General features: G+C 72.2%; 16 protein-coding genes. 14 read left to right on the top strand and 2 right to left on the bottom strand.

The window, feature by feature from the left end; all coding sequences use genetic code 11:
- Positions 1–76 precede the first annotated feature (76 nt).
- Complete coding sequence (locus QQS16_RS12155; RefSeq protein ID WP_286061651.1) at positions 77–847, bottom strand: DeoR/GlpR family DNA-binding transcription regulator; 771 nt, start codon at positions 845–847, stop codon at positions 77–79.
- Between the two features lie 299 nt (positions 848–1,146).
- Entirely contained in the window at positions 1,147–1,956 is an 810-nt protein-coding gene (locus QQS16_RS12150) for an NAD-dependent epimerase/dehydratase family protein (protein ID WP_286061650.1), read from the bottom strand.
- 227 nt (positions 1,957–2,183) lie between these two features.
- On the opposite strand from QQS16_RS12150, the gene QQS16_RS12145 reads away from it, so the two are divergent.
- The 14 genes from QQS16_RS12145 (at position 2,184) to QQS16_RS12080 (ending at position 16,539) form a co-directional block, all read left to right on the top strand.
- Positions 2,184–3,125, top strand: coding sequence for a 5-dehydro-4-deoxyglucarate dehydratase (locus QQS16_RS12145; protein ID WP_286061649.1), 942 nt, complete (start codon positions 2,184–2,186; stop codon positions 3,123–3,125).
- Positions 3,122–3,280, top strand: coding sequence for a hypothetical protein (locus QQS16_RS12140; protein ID WP_286061648.1), 159 nt, complete (start codon positions 3,122–3,124; stop codon positions 3,278–3,280). Before QQS16_RS12145 ends, QQS16_RS12140 begins: the two co-directional genes overlap by 4 nt.
- The gene (locus QQS16_RS12135; protein WP_286061647.1) at positions 3,277–4,440 is read left to right on the top strand and encodes a hypothetical protein; all 1,164 of its coding nucleotides are present in this window, start codon (positions 3,277–3,279) and stop codon (positions 4,438–4,440) included. The genes QQS16_RS12140 and QQS16_RS12135 overlap by 4 nt, the downstream gene beginning before the upstream one ends.
- Positions 4,441–4,846: 406 nt before the next feature.
- Positions 4,847–5,437: a TIGR03086 family metal-binding protein gene (locus tag QQS16_RS12130; RefSeq protein WP_286061646.1), complete on the top strand. Its 591-nt coding sequence runs from the start codon at positions 4,847–4,849 to the stop codon at positions 5,435–5,437.
- A gap of 171 nt (positions 5,438–5,608) precedes the next feature.
- The gene (locus QQS16_RS12125; RefSeq protein ID WP_286061645.1) at positions 5,609–6,361 is read left to right on the top strand and encodes an MBL fold metallo-hydrolase; all 753 of its coding nucleotides are present in this window, start codon (positions 5,609–5,611) and stop codon (positions 6,359–6,361) included.
- A gap of 143 nt (positions 6,362–6,504) precedes the next feature.
- On the top strand, positions 6,505–7,173 hold the full coding sequence (locus QQS16_RS12120; RefSeq protein WP_286061644.1) for a GntR family transcriptional regulator: 669 nt from the start codon (positions 6,505–6,507) through the stop codon (positions 7,171–7,173).
- On the top strand, positions 7,170–8,078 hold the full coding sequence (locus QQS16_RS12115) for a dihydrodipicolinate synthase family protein (protein ID WP_286061643.1): 909 nt from the start codon (positions 7,170–7,172) through the stop codon (positions 8,076–8,078). Before QQS16_RS12120 ends, QQS16_RS12115 begins: the two co-directional genes overlap by 4 nt.
- Positions 8,075–9,811, top strand: a complete 1,737-nt coding sequence (gene araD, locus QQS16_RS12110; RefSeq protein ID WP_286061642.1) for an L-arabinonate dehydratase — start codon at positions 8,075–8,077, stop codon at positions 9,809–9,811. The genes QQS16_RS12115 and araD overlap by 4 nt, the downstream gene beginning before the upstream one ends.
- Positions 9,812–9,914: 103 nt before the next feature.
- Entirely contained in the window at positions 9,915–10,850 is a 936-nt protein-coding gene (locus QQS16_RS12105; RefSeq protein ID WP_286061641.1) for a carbohydrate ABC transporter permease, read from the top strand.
- Positions 10,847–11,743, top strand: coding sequence for a carbohydrate ABC transporter permease (locus tag QQS16_RS12100; protein WP_286061640.1), 897 nt, complete (start codon positions 10,847–10,849; stop codon positions 11,741–11,743). Before QQS16_RS12105 ends, QQS16_RS12100 begins: the two co-directional genes overlap by 4 nt.
- Entirely contained in the window at positions 11,740–13,041 is a 1,302-nt protein-coding gene (locus QQS16_RS12095) for a pectate lyase family protein (RefSeq protein WP_286061639.1), read from the top strand. The genes QQS16_RS12100 and QQS16_RS12095 overlap by 4 nt, the downstream gene beginning before the upstream one ends.
- Before the next feature lie 5 nt (positions 13,042–13,046).
- Positions 13,047–14,189: a Gfo/Idh/MocA family protein gene (locus tag QQS16_RS12090; RefSeq protein WP_286066292.1), complete on the top strand. Its 1,143-nt coding sequence runs from the start codon at positions 13,047–13,049 to the stop codon at positions 14,187–14,189.
- Positions 14,186–15,034 (top strand): DUF6807 domain-containing protein, encoded by an 849-nt coding sequence (locus tag QQS16_RS12085; protein ID WP_286061638.1) that lies wholly within the window; start codon positions 14,186–14,188, stop codon positions 15,032–15,034. Before QQS16_RS12090 ends, QQS16_RS12085 begins: the two co-directional genes overlap by 4 nt.
- Positions 15,031–16,539 (top strand): glycoside hydrolase family 43 protein, encoded by a 1,509-nt coding sequence (locus QQS16_RS12080; RefSeq protein ID WP_286061637.1) that lies wholly within the window; start codon positions 15,031–15,033, stop codon positions 16,537–16,539. The genes QQS16_RS12085 and QQS16_RS12080 overlap by 4 nt, the downstream gene beginning before the upstream one ends.
- The last annotated feature ends 42 nt before the right edge of the window (positions 16,540–16,581 follow it).

The raw sequence follows: 16,581 nt of genomic DNA, 5'->3' as shown, positions 1-16,581 counted from the left end.
ATATGGGGAGATAAAGGGTTTCAACGGGCAAAGGCGCCCTGAGGGGGTAGGGGTTGTCCGGTGGAGTGCGGGACGGTCAGGCGCGGATGACCTGGGGGCCCAGCAGCGAGTACCGGTGGGCCTCCGCGGTGGGGAGCAGGGTGCTCGTCACGATCGCCTCCAGGGCGCCGATCTCGGCGAACCGGCAGAAGCTGGCCGCTCCGAACTTGGTGTGCACGCCCACGAACACCGTGCGGCGCGCGGCACGCACCGCCTGTGCCTTGACCTCGCTGACCGCCGGGTCGGGGGTGGTCAGTCCGTGCTCGCGGGAGATGCCGTTGGCGCCGATGTAGGCGAGGTCGACGACGAAACCGGCCAGCATCTTCGTCGTCCAGTGGTCGACCGTGGCGAGGGTGCCGGAGCGGACCCGGCCGCCGAGCAGCAGGACGGAGATGTTCTCGGTCTCGGCGAGCGCGCCCGCGACCGGCAGGGACGCGGTGACCACGGTCAGCGGACGGTCCCTGGGCAGCGCCTCGGCGATGAGCTGCGGGGTGAAGCCCTCGTCGACGAAGACCGTCTCGGCGTCCCCGAGCAGCTCGGCGGCCGCGGCCGCGATCCGGCGCTTCTCGGGGACGTGGCTGGTGGCGCGGAACGCGAGCGTCGTCTCGAAGCCGGCGCTCTCCACCGGATAGGCGCCGCCGTGGGTGCGGCGCACCAGTCCGTGGTCCTCCAGGGCACGCAGATCCCGTCGTACGGTCTCCTTGGCCACGCCCAGTTCGGCGGCGAGCGCGGTGACGTCGACCGAGCCGGTGGCGCGGGCGACCCGTACGATCTCGCGCTGGCGTTCTTCCGCCGTCCTGGCGCCCATGGCTGTCACCCGCTTCCGTGTCTGTCTGCCCGTTCGGGCCCGGTGCGGCCCATGGGGGAAGTTCTACAGCGGTCGCGCGGCACTGACCAGGTCTGTTGTGAGCCCGATACTGCCCGGTTGTGCCCGCTTGCCGCATGGCGGGCCTGTCCAGGACCTGCGCGGCAGGCACGCCGGGTGGGAGACCGGGCAGCGCGGATGCCCGAACGCGGCGGCGGGCGGGCCCGTTCTGTGCCCGCCCGCCGCCGCGACCGTCTGTTTTCCGCCGTTCCCGGCGTGGTGAGGCCGTCGCCGGCCCGGACTCAGTACGGCCAGACCGGCGGCTCGCTGACGAAGTGGCCGCCCAGGAAGGCGTGCGCCACGTTCTCCGGGTCCAGCTCGCCCTGCTCGGCGATCAGTTTCCCGGCGTACTCCTCGGAGTCGTCCTGCGGCTCGTAGCCGAGGGCCCGCGCGCTGCTCAGGTCCCACCACAGGCGGGTGTTGGCGGAGGAGCCGTAGACGACGGTGTGTCCCACGTTCTCGGCGGTCAGGGCCGCATGGAAGAGGCGGGCGCCGTCGGGCGGGCTCATCCACACCGAGAGCATGCGCACGCTGGTCGGCTCGGGGAAGCAGGAGCCGATGCGCACGGAGACGGTCTCGATACCGTGCTTGTCCCAGTAGAACTGCGCGAGGTCCTCGCCGAAGCACTTGGACAGGCCGTAGAAGGTGTCCGGGCGGCGCGGGGTGTCGATCGGGATGAGCGGGTCGTCGCCCTGGGGGCGTGGGGTGAAGCCGACGGCGTGGTTGGAGGAGGCGAAGACGACCCGCCGCACGCCCTCCTGGCGGGCGGCCTCGTACACGTGGTACGTGCCCTCGATGTTCGCCTTGAGGATCTTCTCGAAAGGGGCTTCCAGGGAGATGCCCGCGAGGTGGATGATCGCGTCGACACCCCGCACGGCCTCCCGTACGGCGTCCTGGTCGGCGAGGTCCGCGGTGACGGCGTCCGGATCGCCCTCGATGGGACGCATGTCGAGCAGGCGCAGGTCGTACCCGAAGGCCGGGAGCAGGTTCCGCATCAGGGTGCCGAGTCCGCCTGCGGCGCCGGTGAGCAGAACGGTGCGGGGAGCGGGCATCCTCGGGTCTCCTTGAGTCGACGGCCGCATGCATGGATCGCATTCACATGCGTGGACACGCTAAGGATCCCGCGCGTCCTCCGTCAAGTGTGGCGTGACCCCGGGAAATTCGCTTCCATGACGCGCGTTTGCCGCCTTGACCGGTACGGAAACGGCTCCCTAGGGTGGAGTCGTTCATGAATATAGATGCGAATCAGAGACGTGAGCGCCTGTTCTAGGGAGAGCCCGTGACGTCAGCCCCCCTCGCCGCTCGACTCGGCGTCCCCGGCGGGCCGCTGTTCTTCCCCGTCACCGCCTACGGCCCCGACGGCTCGGTCGACCTCGACGCCTACCGCGCGCATGTGCGCCGCGGGGTGGAGGCCGGGGCCGCCGCCGTCTTCGCGTGCTGCGGCACCGGGGAGTTCCACGCCCTCGCGCCGGAGGAGTTCGAGGAGTGCGTCCGGGCGGCCGTCACGGAGACGGCGGGCCGGGTGCCGGTCGTCGCGGGCGCCGGCTACGGCACCGCGCTCGCCGTGCGGTACGCGCGGCTCGCCGAGGCGGCCGGGGCCGACGGGTTGCTCGCCATGCCGCCGTACCTCGTGGTCGCCGGCCAGGAAGGGCTGCTGCGGCACTACCGCGAGGTCGCCGCGGCGACCTCCCTGCCGGTGATCGTCTACCAGCGCGACAACGCCGTCTTCACCCCCGAGTCGGTCGTCGAACTGGCCCGCGCCGACGGGATCATCGGCTTCAAGGACGGGCTCGGCGACCTCGACCTGATGCAGCGGATCATCAGCGCCGTCCGCACCGAGGCCCCCGGCGACTTCCTCTACTTCAACGGGCTGCCGACCGCCGAGCAGACCCAGCTCGCCTACCGCGGCATCGGCGTCACGCTCTACTCCTCTGCCGTGTTCTGCTTCGCGCCCGAGATCGCTCTCGCCTTCTACGAGGCCCACAGGACCGGGGACGACGCCACCGCCCACCGCCTCCTCGACGGCTTCTACCGGCCCTTCGTCGAACTGCGCGCGCGGGGCCGCGGCTACGCCGTCGCCCTCGTCAAGGCCGGCGTACGGCTGCGCGGCCTCGACGTGGGGGAGGTGCGGCCCCCGCTGCACGAGCCGGGCGAGGACCATGTCAAGCAGCTCGCCGAGATCGTCGAGCGGGGATACGCGCTGCTGGGCGAGGGCAGGTGAAGGTGAACACGGAGGACGAGCAGGTGCGGGCGGGGAGCGGGCACGCGCCGGCGACGGACGAGCGCGTGCGGACGGCGGGCGGGCACGTGAAGGCGGAGAGCGGGCACGTGAAGGCGCAGGCGCAGGTCGAGTACGTGAAGGCGGAGGGCAAGTGAAGGCGTCGGCGTTCGTCTACCCCTGGGACGTCAACGGCGACCCCGAGGCACCGGGCCGCATCGCCGCGCTCGGCGTACGGCAGGCCACGCTGGCCTCCGCCTACCACTCCACCCGAGCGCTCACCCCCCGCCACCCGCGCCACCGCGTCGTCACCGCCGAGCACGCGGCCGTGCTGTACCCCACGGACGACCGGTGGCGGGGGCGCCGCCTTCGCCCGTACGCCGCCGGGGACTGGGCCCCCGGCGACGCCTTCGGCGAGGCCGCCGCCGCGCTCGCGGACACCGGTCTGGAGGTGCACACCTGGGTCGTCCTCGCGCACAGCTCCCGCCTGGGCGCCGAACACCCGGACACCTCCGTCGTCAACGCCTACGGCGACCGCTACCCGTGGGCCCCGTGCATCGCGCAGCCCGACACCCGCGCCTACCTCGTCGAGCTGGCCGCCGAGGCCGCCGTACGGCCCGGCGCGCGCGGCACCGAACTGGAGTCCCTCGGCTGGTACGGCCTCCAGCACCTGCACGCCCACGACAAGACCGGCGGAGTCGCCCTCGGGGAGGCCGGCCAGTACCTGATGGCACTCTGCTTCTGCCCGGCCTGCCGGGAGGGGTACGGCCGGCAGGGCCTGGACGCCGACGAACTGGCCGCCGCCGTCCGCCAGGCGCTGGAGCCGCTGTGGCGGGGCGCGCCCGACGACGGAGGCTGGACGGGGGTCGAGAAGCTGCTCGGCGAGACGACCGCGGCCGCCACCCGCGCGTGGCGCGACGACACCGCCCGCACGCTCCAGGAGACGGCGGTCGCCGCGGTCCGCGCCGCCGCGCCCGAGGGCTTCCAGGTCCTGCTGCACGCCGACCCCGTCCCGTACCACGTCGGCGCGAACGCGGGCGTGGATCCCGCGCACATCCTGTCCGTGGCGGACGGGGTGGTCGTCCCGTGCGCGGGCGGCCCCGGTCTGCTGGGGCCCTTCGCCGCGCACCGGCGGGACGCCGGCGTGATCGCGGCCAACTTCGGAGTGGTCTCCGGCATGGGCGGCAGCCCGGACACCCTCACGGCGGACGCGGCCCGGGCCCGGGACCTGGGCGCCACGGAACTGCGGCTGTACCACGCCGGGCTGGCGTCGGACGGGGATCTGGCGCTGGTCCGGGAGGCGCTCGCCGGGTTGTGAGGGCGGTGCGAGGGGCCGGTGTCGGAAGCCGGGTGGGCTCGCTCGCGGCGGAGGTGCGTGAACGACCCGGTCACCGCGGGGCCACGGACGTGCGGGTCGGAGCCGGGGCCCCGCGGGTGAGGATCCTGGAGCCGACCGTCGACGCAACCGTGGCTGTGTCATGCCGGACTACTGTGATCGCGTCACGCCGGACTGCGGACCGGGGCGTACGGATCGGGCAGACGCGCCAGGAGGGGAGACGGCGGAGGGGAGACAGCGGGCCGGGGCAGGGCGCAGGGCCGGCCGTGAAGGCCGGCGTCGACGTCGGCGGACCCGCGCGGCGGGCCGGGGCCGCCCGTTTCGGCGCGACCGATGAGTTCCGGGCTCCTCGCCGGTCCACCTTCTCCCACCCATAGGAGGAGCAGCGATGACCGACACCCCTCTCGATCTCGGTCCCCAGACCCGGATCGTGGCCCACCTCGTGGACGGCGTCACCGACGGACAGCTCTCGGGCCCGACGCCGTGCCCGGACCTCGCGGTGCGCAACCTGCTGGGCCATCTGTCGGGTCTGGCTCTCGCCTTCCGCGACGCCGCGCGCAAGGACCTGGGCGTCACGACCGACACCAGCCCGGACGCCGCTGTGCCCGACATCGGCCCCGGCTGGCGCGAGGAGCTTCCCAAGATCCTCGACGAGCTCGCCGACGCCTGGCGCGACCCGGCCGCCTGGACCGGCATGACCCGCGCGGGCGGAGTGGACCTGCCCGGCGAGGTCGCCGCCGCCGTCGCGACCGACGAGCTGGTCATCCACGGCTGGGACCTGGCCCGCGCCACCGGCCAACGGTACGAACCCGACCCCGGCGCGCTGCGGTCGACGTACGAGTTCCTCCTCGCCGCGGTCGACGACCCCGGCCGCGGCGAGATCTTCGGCCCGATCGTCCCGGTGCCGGACACCGCCTCGCTGCTGGACCGGGCGGTGGGACTCAGCGGGCGTGATCCCGGCTGGGCGCCGGGGCGTTGATCGGCGGGCGTGATCCTGGCCGGGGTGCCGGGGTGCCGGGTTACCGGGGCGCTGATCGAGGGCGGGACCTCGGCTGGGCGCCGGGGCGCTGATCGGCGGGCGGATCCCGAGCCGGACGCCGGGGCGCTGATCGGCGGGCGCTTGGGCCCGGGGTGACCGTACGCTCCCGGCATGTCCCTCACCCTGACCGTCCTCGGCACCGCCTCCCCGCACCCGGGCCCGGACCGGCCCTGCTCCGGTTACCTGGTGCGGGGAGGCGGTGCCGAGGTGTGGGTGGACGCCGGGCCCGGGACCTTCGCGGAGTTGCAGCGGCACACCGATCCGGCCCGGCTGGACGCCGTCTGGATCTCGCATCTGCACGCCGACCACAGCGCCGATCTGCTGTCCGCCGTGTACGGGCTCGCGTACGGCGGGCTGACACCCGAGGCGCCTCTCCCCGTCTACGCCCCGGCCGGCTGCGCGGACCGTGTCGCCGGGTTCCTCGGGCGGCCGGACACGGGGTTCCTGAAGGAGGTTCTCGACGTCCGGGCCCTGTCCGACGGTCATGTCGCCCGGCACGGCGGCCTCACCCTCACCGCCCGCGCCGTCACGCACGACGTCGAGGCCTACGGGCTGCGCGTGGTGGCCGGCGGGCGGGTGCTCGCCTACTCCGGGGACAGCGGACCCTGTGCCGCGCTCACCGAGCTGGCCCACGACGCCGACCTGTTCCTCTGCGAGGCCGACATCGACGCCCATCGCGAAGGCGAACAGGTGCATCTGACCCCCGAGGACGCCGGGAGCGCGGCTCGCGCGGCGGGTGCCGGGGCGCTGCTCGTCACGCACGTGGGGCCCACGCTCACCCCGGAGGCGGCGACCGCGCGTGCCGCCCTGGCCTTCGGCGGGCCGACCGCCACCGCCCGCGTGGGCGCGACCACGGCCGTCTGACGCTCTTTCGCCGCAACCTCGGCTTCCTTTGTCAGAAGCATTGACGAAACACAGGACCCCTCCTACCTTCAACCGGGTCGTACTTCGTACGTCATATATGAGACGCGATATGTGAGATCCGACGCGAGATCCGAGAGGCGCGCATGACCTCTGTGCCCACGCCGATCCCCTCCCGCACGCAGTACGTGCTGGAAGGGATCAAACACCGCATCCTCACCGGGCAGCTGACGCCGGGTCAGGCCCTCGTCGAGACCGAACTCGCCGCCCAGTTCGGGGTGTCCAAGACCCCGGTGCGTGAGGCACTCAAGACCCTGGCCGGGACCGGGCTCGTCGTGATGAACCAGTACAAGGGCGTCACGGTGCGCATGGTGGACGCGGACATGGCGCGCGAGGTCTACGACGTGCGGCTGCTGCTGGAGCCCGAGGCGCTCAAGCGGGCGGTGCGGCGCGGGGCCTCCCTGGACGCCGCGCGGGACGCGCTGACCCGGGCCGACGCGGCGACCGACACCGCCGAACGGTCCCTCGCCAACCGGGAGTTCCACCGCGCCCTGTACCTGCCGTGCGGCAACCCGCTGCTCGGCCGGATGCTCGACGAGGTCCGCGACCAGGCGGCCCTGGTCTCCGCCGTCGCCTGGGCGGCCTCGCCCTCCTGGGACCGGGAGGCCGGTGAGCACCGGGAGATCCTGCGGCTCGCCCTCGCCGGTGACGCCGACGGCGCGGGGCTCGCGCTGCACGCACACATCGCGTCCTTCGTCGAACGGGCCTTTCCGCAAGCGGAGTCCGAGGCCCAGGGAGAGGACGGTCCGGCATGACAACGACGTTCGAGACCCAGCGGGCGGCCCTGGCCGACGTGGTGGCGATCCCGGTGACCCCGTTCGCCGAGGACGGCACCATCGACCAGGACACCCACCGGGCCCTGCTGCGTCGTCTGCTCGACGGTGGCGTCAGGACCCTCACCCCGAACGGCAACACCGGCGAGTTCTACGCCCTCACGCCCGAGGAACGGCAACTGGTCACGGAGCTGACCATCGACGAGGCGGGGGAGCGGGCCGTCATCCTCGTCGGGGTCGGCCATGACATCCCCACGGCCATCGCCTCCGCCCGCCACGCCCGTGAGCGCGGGGCCCGGATGGTCATGGTCCACCAGCCCGTCCACCCCTACGTCGCGCAGAGCGGCTGGGTGGACTACCACCGCGCCATCGCGGAGTCGGTGCCCGAGCTGGGGGTGGTCCCGTACATCCGCAACGCGCAGCTGCACGGTGTCCGCCTCGCCGAACTCGCCGACGCCTGCCCCAACGTGATCGGCGTGAAGTACGCCGTCCCGGACGCGGCCAGGTTCGCGGCGTTCGCCCGCGACGCCGGCCTGGACCGCTTCGTGTGGGTGGCCGGTCTCGCCGAGCCGTACGCCCCCTCGTACTTCTCCGCCGGCGCCACCGGCTTCACCTCGGGGCTGGTGAACGTCGCCCCGTCCGTCTCGCTGAACATGATCGAGGCACTGCGGGCCGGTGACTTCCCGGCCGCCATGAAGGTCTGGGAGCAGATCCGCCGCTTCGAGGAGCTGCGGGCGGCCAACGGCTCCGCCAACAACGTCACGGTCGTCAAGGAGGCCCTCGCCTCCCTCGGCCTGTGCCGCCGCGACGTCCGTCCGCCGAGCCGCCCGCTGCCCGAGGACGAGCGCGTCGAGGTCGCCGCCATCGCCTCCCGGTGGTCCATATGAACGAGCCGACCAGGAAGCGCCCCGAAGACCTCAGAAGCCATCAGTGGTACGGAACCGAGGGCCTGCGCTCCTTCAGCCACCGCGCCCGCACCCGCCAGCTCGGCTACCTCCCCGAGGAGCACCTCGGCAAGCCGGTCATCGCGATCCTCAACACCTGGTCCGACATCAACCCCTGCCACGTCCACCTGCGCGACCGCGCGCAGGCCGTGAAGCGCGGGGTGTGGCAGGCGGGGGGCTTCCCGCTGGAGTTCCCGGTCTCCACGCTCAGTGAGACCTTCCAGAAGCCGACCCCGATGCTCTACCGCAACATGCTGGCGATGGAGACCGAGGAACTGCTGCGGTCCTACCCCGTCGACGGAGCCGTGCTCATGGGCGGCTGCGACAAGTCCACGCCCGCCCTGCTCATGGGGGCGGCGAGTGTCGACCTGCCCGCCGTGTTCGTGCCGGCCGGGCCGATGCTGCCGGGGCACTGGCGCAACGAGGTCCTCGGCTCGGGCACCGACATGTGGAAGTACTGGGACGACAAGCGGGCCGGCCTCATCGGCGACTGCGAGATGACCGAACTGGAGAGCGGCCTGGCCCGCTCGCCCGGTCACTGCATGACGATGGGGACGGCGTCCACGCTGACGGCCGCCGCGGAGGCCCTCGGCGTCACGGTCCCGGGTGCCTCCAGCATCCCGGCCGTCGACTCCGGGCACGACCGGATGGCCGCCAAGGCCGGCCTGGCGATCGTCGAACTGGTCCACCGGGACCGGAAACTGAGCCACGTCCTCACCGAGGACGCCTTCACGGACGCCGTCACCACGGTCCTCGGACTCGGCGGCTCCACCAACGCCGTGATCCACCTGATCGCGATGGCGGGCCGCGCGGGCGTCACGCTCACCCTCGACGACTTCGACCGCATCGCCCGCACGGTCCCGGTGCTCGCCAACGTACGCCCCGGCGGACAGACGTACCTGATGGAGGACTTCCACTTCGCCGGCGGTCTTCCCGGGTTCCTCTCCCGGATCCCGGACCTGCTCCACCTGGAGCGGCCCACCGTCACCCACGACACGATGCGCGAGCAGCTCGCCGGCGCGCAGGTGCACAACGACGAGGTCATCCGGACCCGGGACAACCCGGTGGCGGGCGAGGGCGGGGTCGCCGTCCTGCGCGGCAACCTCTGCCCGGACGGCGCGGTCATCAAGCACATCTCCGCCGAGCCGCACCTGCTCAAGCACACCGGACCGGCGGTCGTCTTCGACGACTACCGGACGATGCAGCGGACCATCAACGACCCGTCGCTGGACATCACCGCGGACAGCGTGCTGGTGCTGCGCAACGCCGGGCCCAAGGGCGGCCCCGGGATGCCCGAGTACGGCATGCTGCCGATCCCCGACCACCTGCTCAGGCAGGGCGTGCGGGACATGGTCCGGATCTCCGACGCCCGGATGAGCGGCACCAGTTACGGCGCCTGCGTCCTGCACGTGGCCCCCGAGTCGTATGTCGGCGGCCCGCTGGCCCTCGTCCGCACCGGGGACAGGATCACCCTGGACGTGGAGGCACGCAGCCTCCATCTCGCCGTGGACGACGACGAGCTGGAGCGCCGGCGGGCCGAGTGGACACCGCCGCCCGTCCGCTACGAGCGCGGCTACGGCGCGCTCTACAACGACCAGATCACCCAGGCCGACACCGGCTGCGACTTCGAGTTCCTGGCCCGTCCGGGCAAGGTGCAGGACCCGTACGCGGGCTGAACCGCCGCCACCCACGACCTCGCACACCCCTGTCCGGGGAGAAAGCGCTTCCCGCACGACGCATGCACGACGCACGCCCGACGTACGAGAACGGAGAACTGTCATGGCCCAAGCCGCAGCCGTGGCGAAACCGCCCGCGCCACCCCGGCGGCGCCGTGCCTCCGCCACACCGCGCAAGCTGCCGTATCTGCTGATCGCCCCGGCGGCCCTGCTCATGCTGGGGTTCATCGCCTACCCGGTGATCAGCGTCTTCTACTACAGCCTGCAGAACTACAACCCGACCAAACCGTGGCGGAACGGCTACGCGGGCTTCGACAACTTCGTCCACGCCTTCACCGACGACCCGGTGTTCTGGGACACGCTGACCTTCAGCGCCAAGTGGGTGTTCGTCGAGGTCGGGCTCCAGCTGCTGTTCGGTCTGGCGCTGGCGCTCATCGTCAACCAGACCTTCGTCGGCCGGGGCCTGGGCCGCGCGCTGGTCTTCTCCCCGTGGGCCGTCTCCGGTGTGCTGACCTCCGCGATCTGGGTGCTGCTCTACAACTCCCAGACCGGCATCACCCGCTACCTCGCGGACATGGGCATCGGCAGCTACGGCACCAGCTGGCTGTCGGACACCTCGACCGTGTTCCCGGCGGCGATCGTCGCCGACCTGTGGCGCGGTGTCCCCTTCTTCGCGATCCTCATCCTCGCCGACCTCCAGTCGGTCTCCAAGGACCTGTACGAGGCCGCCGAGGTCGACGGGGCGAGCCGGATCAAGCAGTTCTGGCACATCACCCTGCCGCACCTGAAAGACGCGATCATCCTGTCCACGCTGCTGCGCGCGGTGTGGGAGTTCAACAACGTCGACCTGCTCTACACCCTCACCGGCGGCGGACCGGCCGGCGAGACGACGACGCTCCCGCTCTACATCGCCAACACCAGCGTCGACGCGCACAACTTCGGCTACGCGTCCGCCCTGACCACGGTGGCGTTCGTGATTCTGCTCTTCTGCTCGATGGTCTATCTGCGCCTGAGCAAGTTCGGAGGTGGGGACAAGTGATCACCAAGGAGGCCACCCCGGCGGCCCCCGCTCCCGCGCGGGTGATCGCCGACCCCCCGCGCCCGCTCAAGGCCGGCCGCAACTGGGACGAGGTCCCCCGCTGGCAGATCTGGCTGCCCCTCGGGATCTACCTCGTCTTCACCCTGATCCCGTTCTACTGGATCCTGCTCTTCGCGCTGCGCCCGGCGGGCTCGACCTCGCTCGTGCCCTGGCCGATGACCTTCGACCACTTCGAGAAGGTGTGGACGGAGCGCAGCTTCGCGACCTACTTCCAGAACAGCCTGCTCGTCGGCGTCGCCACGCTGCTGATGACGACCCTGGTCGCGCTGGCCGGCGGCTACGCCCTCGCCCGGTTCGATTTCAAGATCAAGCAGGCCTTCATGCTGGCCCTGCTGTGCTCCCAGTTCGTGCCGGGCGCGCTGCTCCTGGTGCCGCTGTTCGAGATCTTCGCCGAACTCCAGATGATCAACTCGCTGACCAGTGTCATCATCGCGGAGACCGTCTTCCAGCTCCCCCTGTCGATGATCCTGATCAGCAACTTCATCAAGAACGTGCCGTACTCGCTGGAGGAGGCGGCCTGGGTCGACGGCTGCAATCGGATGACCGCCTTCCGGATCGTGGTCCTGCCGCTGCTGCGGCCCGGCCTCATCGCCGTCGGCTCCTTCGCCTTCGTGCACTCCTGGAACCACTTCCTGTTCGCCCTGATGTTCCTGAACAACCAGAGCAAGCAGACCATCCCGGTCGGCCTCAACACCCTGATGAGCGCGGACAGCGTCGACCTCGGCGCACTCGCGGCCGGCGGCATCATCGCGGCCGTACCCGTCGTGGTGGTGTTCGCCTTCATCCAGAAGTGGCTGATCACGGGCTTCAGCGCGGGGGCGGTGAAGGGATGATGAGCAGGAGAGCCCTGCAACTCACGGCGGCCGTCGGCCTGTTGGCCGTCCTGGGCACGCCCGCGGGCGCCGGGACCCGGGACATCGCCCGCGACACGCTGCCCGCGAACGACGGCTGGGCGGCGTACGGCTCCGGCACCACCGGAGGCGCGGCGGCCGACGACGCCCACGTGTACACGGTCACCGACCGCGCCGGCCTGGTCCGGGCCCTCGACGGCGGCAGCGACACCCCGAAGATCATCAAGATCGCCGGGACCGTCGACGCCAACACCGACGACGACGGCGACCGCCTGGACTGCGCCGACTACGCCACCGGCGGCTACAGCCTGAAGAAGTACCTGGCCGCCTACGACCCCCGCACCTGGGGTTCGGCCAAGCCCAGCGGCCCGCAGGAGGAAGCTCGCCAGGCCTCCGCCGCCAGGCAGGCCGAGCGGGTCGTCCTGCCCGTCGGATCCAACACCACCATCGTCGGCCTCGGCTCCAAGGCGGTCCTCAAGGGCGCCGGCCTCGAAGTGAACAACGCGGACAACGTGATCATCCGCAACCTCGAACTCCGCGACGCCTACGACTGCTTCCCCGTCTGGCAGCCCAACAGCGGCGGCCTCGGCGACTGGAAGACGGCGTACGACACCCTGTGGCTGCGCGGTGCCACCCACGTCTGGATCGACCACGTCACGGCCTCCGACAAGGGCCACCCGGACGAGGAGGAACCCACCTACTTCGGCCGCAACTACCTGCGCCACGACGGGCTGCTGGACATCACCAACGGCTCGGACCTGATCACCGTCTCCTGGAGCCGGTTCGCCGACCACGACAAGGCGATGCTGATCGGCAACAGCGACTCGGCCACCGGCGACCGCGGCAAGCTCCGGGTCACCCTGCACCACAACGAGTTCGAGTCCGTCGTCCAGCGCGCCCCGCGCGTCCGCTTCGGCCAGGTGCACCTCTACAACAACCGGTACGTCGTCCCCGAGGACGCCCACGACCACCGCTACTCCATCGGGGTGTCCACCGAATCGGGGATCCGCGCCGAGAACAACGCCTTCCACGTCCCCGGCCACATCGAGGCCGCCGACCTGGTCAAGAGCTGGAACGGCACCGCCCTGCACACGAGCGGCAACGTCTTCAACGGCTACCCGGTCGACCTGCTCACGATCCACAACGCCTACAACTCGGGCAGCGAGCGCGACCTCACGGCCGACGTCGGCTGGGTACCCACCCTGCACACGAAGATCGACAGCGCCGCCACGGCCGACCGAGAGGTGGCACGCGGCGCGGGCGCAGGGAGGATTCCGTGACGGAGATGAACGTACCCGTCGTCCTGGCGGGCGCGCGCGGCCACGGCCGCTGGCACCTGGACAACATCCGCCGGCTCCAGGACAAGGGCATCGTGCGCCTGGCCGGGATCTGCGAACTCACCCCGCTGACCCGGGACGAGATCCCCGAGGGTCTCGGCACGCCCGAGCAGTCCGCCGACTTCGGCGCCCTGCTCGACTCCACCGGAGCCCGGGTGGCGGTGATCTGCACCCCGATCCCCACCCACACCGACCTGGCGCTGACGGCCGCGGACAAGGGCGTGCACCTTCTCCTGGAGAAGCCGCCCGCCCCTTCCTACGCCGAGTTCCGCCGGATGGCCGACGGGGTCGCCGCCGCCCGGGTCGCCTGCCAGATCGGGTTCCAGTCGCTGGGCTCGCACGCGGTGCCCGTGATCCGCCGGATGATCGCCGAGGGCGCGATCGGCGAGATCGCCGGGTTCGGCGGGGCCGGCGCCTGGGCCCGGCCCGAGGCGTACTACCGGCGCGCGCCCTGGGCGGGCAGGCGCCGCCTGAACGGTGCCGACGTGATCGACGGGGTGCTGACCAACCCGCTCGCGCACGCCGTCGCCACCGCCCTCGCGCTGGCCGGCGCCCCGCGCGCCGAGGACGTCACCGCGATCGAGACCGAGCTGCTGCGCGCCAACGACATCGAGTCCGACGACACCTCGTGCGTCCGGGTGACCACCGCCCAGGGCCTGCCGGTGACCGTCGCGGCGACCCTGTGCGCCGAGGACCCCGACGAGCCGTACGTCGTCGTGCACGGCGACCGCGGGCGGATCACCTTCTGGTACAAGCAGGACCGCGTCCTGCTCCAGCGCGCCGGCCACGGTCCCGAGGAGTCCGACCACGGCCGTACCGACCTGCTGGAGAACCTCGTCGAGCACCTCGCCGACGGCGTCGAACTGCTGGTCCCGCCGGACGCGACGGGCTCCTTCATGAAGGTCGTCGAGGCGATCCGCCGGGCCCCCGACCCGGCCCCGCTGCCCGAGGGCGCCTGGCGTCTGCTTCCCGGCGAGCGGCGCCGGGTCGTCCCCGGCATCGACGGACTCGTCGCGGCCGCCGCCGACAACCTCGCCCTCTACTCCGAGCTGGGCGCCTCCTGGGCCCTACCGAAAGAGGTGAGCACGTGAAGACGCCCCACGACACGCCGGTGCTGCGCGTGGCGGGCCGTCCGGTCGGCCGGTACGTCACCCGGCCCGAGCTGCCCGGCCGGCTCTCCCCGCGCCCGTATCTCCATCCCGTCACCACCCTGGCCGGCACGGCGGTCACCGAACTCAGCCCCGCCGACCACCTCCACCACCTCGGCGTCGGTGTCGCCGTTCCCGACGTCGAGGGGTTCAACTTCTGGGGCGGGCGTACCTACGTCCGCGACCAGGGCCCGACCGAGCTCGACAACCACGGCGCCCAGCGCCACGCCGCGTTCCAGCTGAGCGACCCCGACGGCTTCGTGGAGGAGCTGCGGTGGGTGGCCGCCGGAGCCGAGCTGCTGCGCGAGCGCCGTACCGTCGCGGCCACCGAACTCACCGACACCGCCTGGGCGCTGGACTTCACCTTCTCCCTCACCAACATCACCGCCGGCCCGCTGTCGATCGGCAGCCCCGCCACCAACGGGCGGCCCGGCGCGGCCTACGGCGGCTTCTTCTGGCGCGCCCGCAAGGAGGACGGACCCCCGGACGTGTTCACCGCGGGCACCGAGGGCGAGGCCCGGATCCACGGCGCCCGCGCCGACTGGCTCGCCCTGGCCGGCGCCACCTGGACCCTGGTCTTCGCCGGCGCCACCGAGCGGACCCGCCGCGACCCCTGGTTCGTGCGCACCACGGAGTACCCCGGCGTCGGCTCGTCCCTGGCGTACGACGAGCGGCTGACGGTCGCGCCGGGCGACACCGTCGTACGGCGGATCGTCACGGTGGTCGCCGACGGCCGCCTCGACCGTGACGGGGCAGCCGCCCTCATCCGGAAGGCGGTGAGCCCGTGACCGCCGAGACGTACACGAACCCCGTCCTGAACGCCGACTGGTCCGACCCGGACGTGGTCCGCGTCGGCGACGACTTCTACCTCACCGCCTCCAGCTTCGGCCGCGCCCCCGGCCTGCCGCTGCTGCACTCCCGCGACCTGGTCAGCTGGACGCTCGTCGGCCACGCTCTCGAACGCCTGGAACCGGCGGGCGAGTTCAGGACGCCACGGCACGACTGCGGGGTCTGGGCCCCGTCCCTGCGGCACCACGACGACCGCTTCTGGATCTTCTGGGGCGATCCCGACCAGGGCGTGTTCCAGATCAACGCGCCCGAGATCAGGGGCCCCTGGACCCGACCGCACCTGCTCAAGGAGGGCAAGGGCCTGATCGACGCCTGCCCCCTGTGGGACGAGGAGACCGGCGAGGCGTACCTCGTGCACGCCTGGGCCAAGTCCCGCTCCGGCATCAAGAACCGCCTCACCGGCCACCGGATGCACCCCGACGGCACCTCCCTCCTCGACGAGGGCAAGGTGATCGTCGACGGTGACCGCATCCCCGGCTGGTTCACCCTGGAGGGCCCCAAGCTCTACCGGCACGACGGCTGGTTCTGGATATTCGCCCCCGCCGGGGGAGTGGAGACCGGCTGGCAGGGCGCCTTCCGCTCGCGCGGCTTCTTCGGGCCGTACGAGGAGAAGGTCGTCCTGGAGCAGAAGGACACCGAGGTCAACGGGCCGCACCAGGGCGGCTGGGTGCGCACCCCGTCCGGCGAGGACTGGTTCCTGCACTTCCAGCAGCGCGGCGCCTACGGCCGGGTCGTGCACCTCCAGCCGATGCGCTGGGGCGCGGACGGCTGGCCGGTGCTCGGTGACGACGGCGCGCCCGTGACCGTGCACCGCAGGCCCGGCCTGCCGCCGCAACCGGCCGCCGCGCCCGCCACCGACGACGACTTCCCCGGCGGACGCTTCGGGCGTCAGTGGCAGTGGACGGCCAACCCGCAGGACGGCTGGGCCACCCAGCACTCCGGCGACGGACTGCGGCTGTCCTGCGTCCGCTCGGCCGACGCGCACGACCCGCGCAGGCTGCCGAACGTCCTCACCCAGCGGCTGCCGGGCACCCCGTCCGCCGTCGAGGTGGAGTTGACGCTGCACGGGGAGGATCCCGGGGCGCGGGCCGGACTGGCCGTCCTCGGGGACGCCTTCAGCTGGATCGGACTCCAGCGGGGGAGCGACGGCACGGTCCACCTCGTGCACCGGTTCGCCGAGACGGTCGCCGAGCGGGAGCGGGACGCCGACCATCCGCGCCCCGCGCCCGGGGGACGGGCCAGGCTCCGCATCGAGATCGGCGCGGGAGCGCGCTGCCGCTTCTTCTACGACGTCGGCGACGGCCCGCGTCCCTCCGGCCCCGTCTTCGCCGCCACCCCCTGGCGCTGGGTCGGCGCCCTGCTCGGCCTGTTCGCCGTCGCGCCCACCGGACCGGGACACGCAGGTGCGGCGACTTTCGAGACATTCCGGATCACCGCTCTGTGAGCGGTTCGGCACGCTGAAACGCCCGTTGGAACGCCTGTTGGG

The organism is Streptomyces sp. ALI-76-A, assembly GCF_030287445.1.
Lineage (GTDB): Bacteria > Actinomycetota > Actinomycetes > Streptomycetales > Streptomycetaceae > Streptomyces.
This window is presented reverse-complemented; position numbering and strand designations above follow the sequence as displayed.

What these genes read in the sequence shown, in the direction of transcription:
- QQS16_RS12155 (WP_286061651.1), bottom strand. Translation starts at nt 847, where the DNA reads ATGGGCGCCAGGACGGCGGAAGAACGCCAGCGCGAGATCGTACGGGTC.
- QQS16_RS12150 (WP_286061650.1), bottom strand. Translation starts at nt 1,956, where the DNA reads ATGCCCGCTCCCCGCACCGTTCTGCTCACCGGCGCCGCAGGCGGACTC.
- QQS16_RS12130 (WP_286061646.1), top strand. Translation starts at nt 4,847, where the DNA reads ATGACCGACACCCCTCTCGATCTCGGTCCCCAGACCCGGATCGTGGCC.
- QQS16_RS12125 (WP_286061645.1), top strand. Translation starts at nt 5,609, where the DNA reads ATGTCCCTCACCCTGACCGTCCTCGGCACCGCCTCCCCGCACCCGGGC.
- QQS16_RS12120 (WP_286061644.1), top strand. Translation starts at nt 6,505, where the DNA reads ATGACCTCTGTGCCCACGCCGATCCCCTCCCGCACGCAGTACGTGCTG.
- QQS16_RS12115 (WP_286061643.1), top strand. Translation starts at nt 7,170, where the DNA reads ATGACAACGACGTTCGAGACCCAGCGGGCGGCCCTGGCCGACGTGGTG.
- araD (WP_286061642.1), top strand. Translation starts at nt 8,075, where the DNA reads ATGAACGAGCCGACCAGGAAGCGCCCCGAAGACCTCAGAAGCCATCAG.
- QQS16_RS12105 (WP_286061641.1), top strand. Translation starts at nt 9,915, where the DNA reads ATGGCCCAAGCCGCAGCCGTGGCGAAACCGCCCGCGCCACCCCGGCGG.
- QQS16_RS12095 (WP_286061639.1), top strand. Translation starts at nt 11,740, where the DNA reads ATGATGAGCAGGAGAGCCCTGCAACTCACGGCGGCCGTCGGCCTGTTG.
- QQS16_RS12090 (WP_286066292.1), top strand. Translation starts at nt 13,047, where the DNA reads ATGAACGTACCCGTCGTCCTGGCGGGCGCGCGCGGCCACGGCCGCTGG.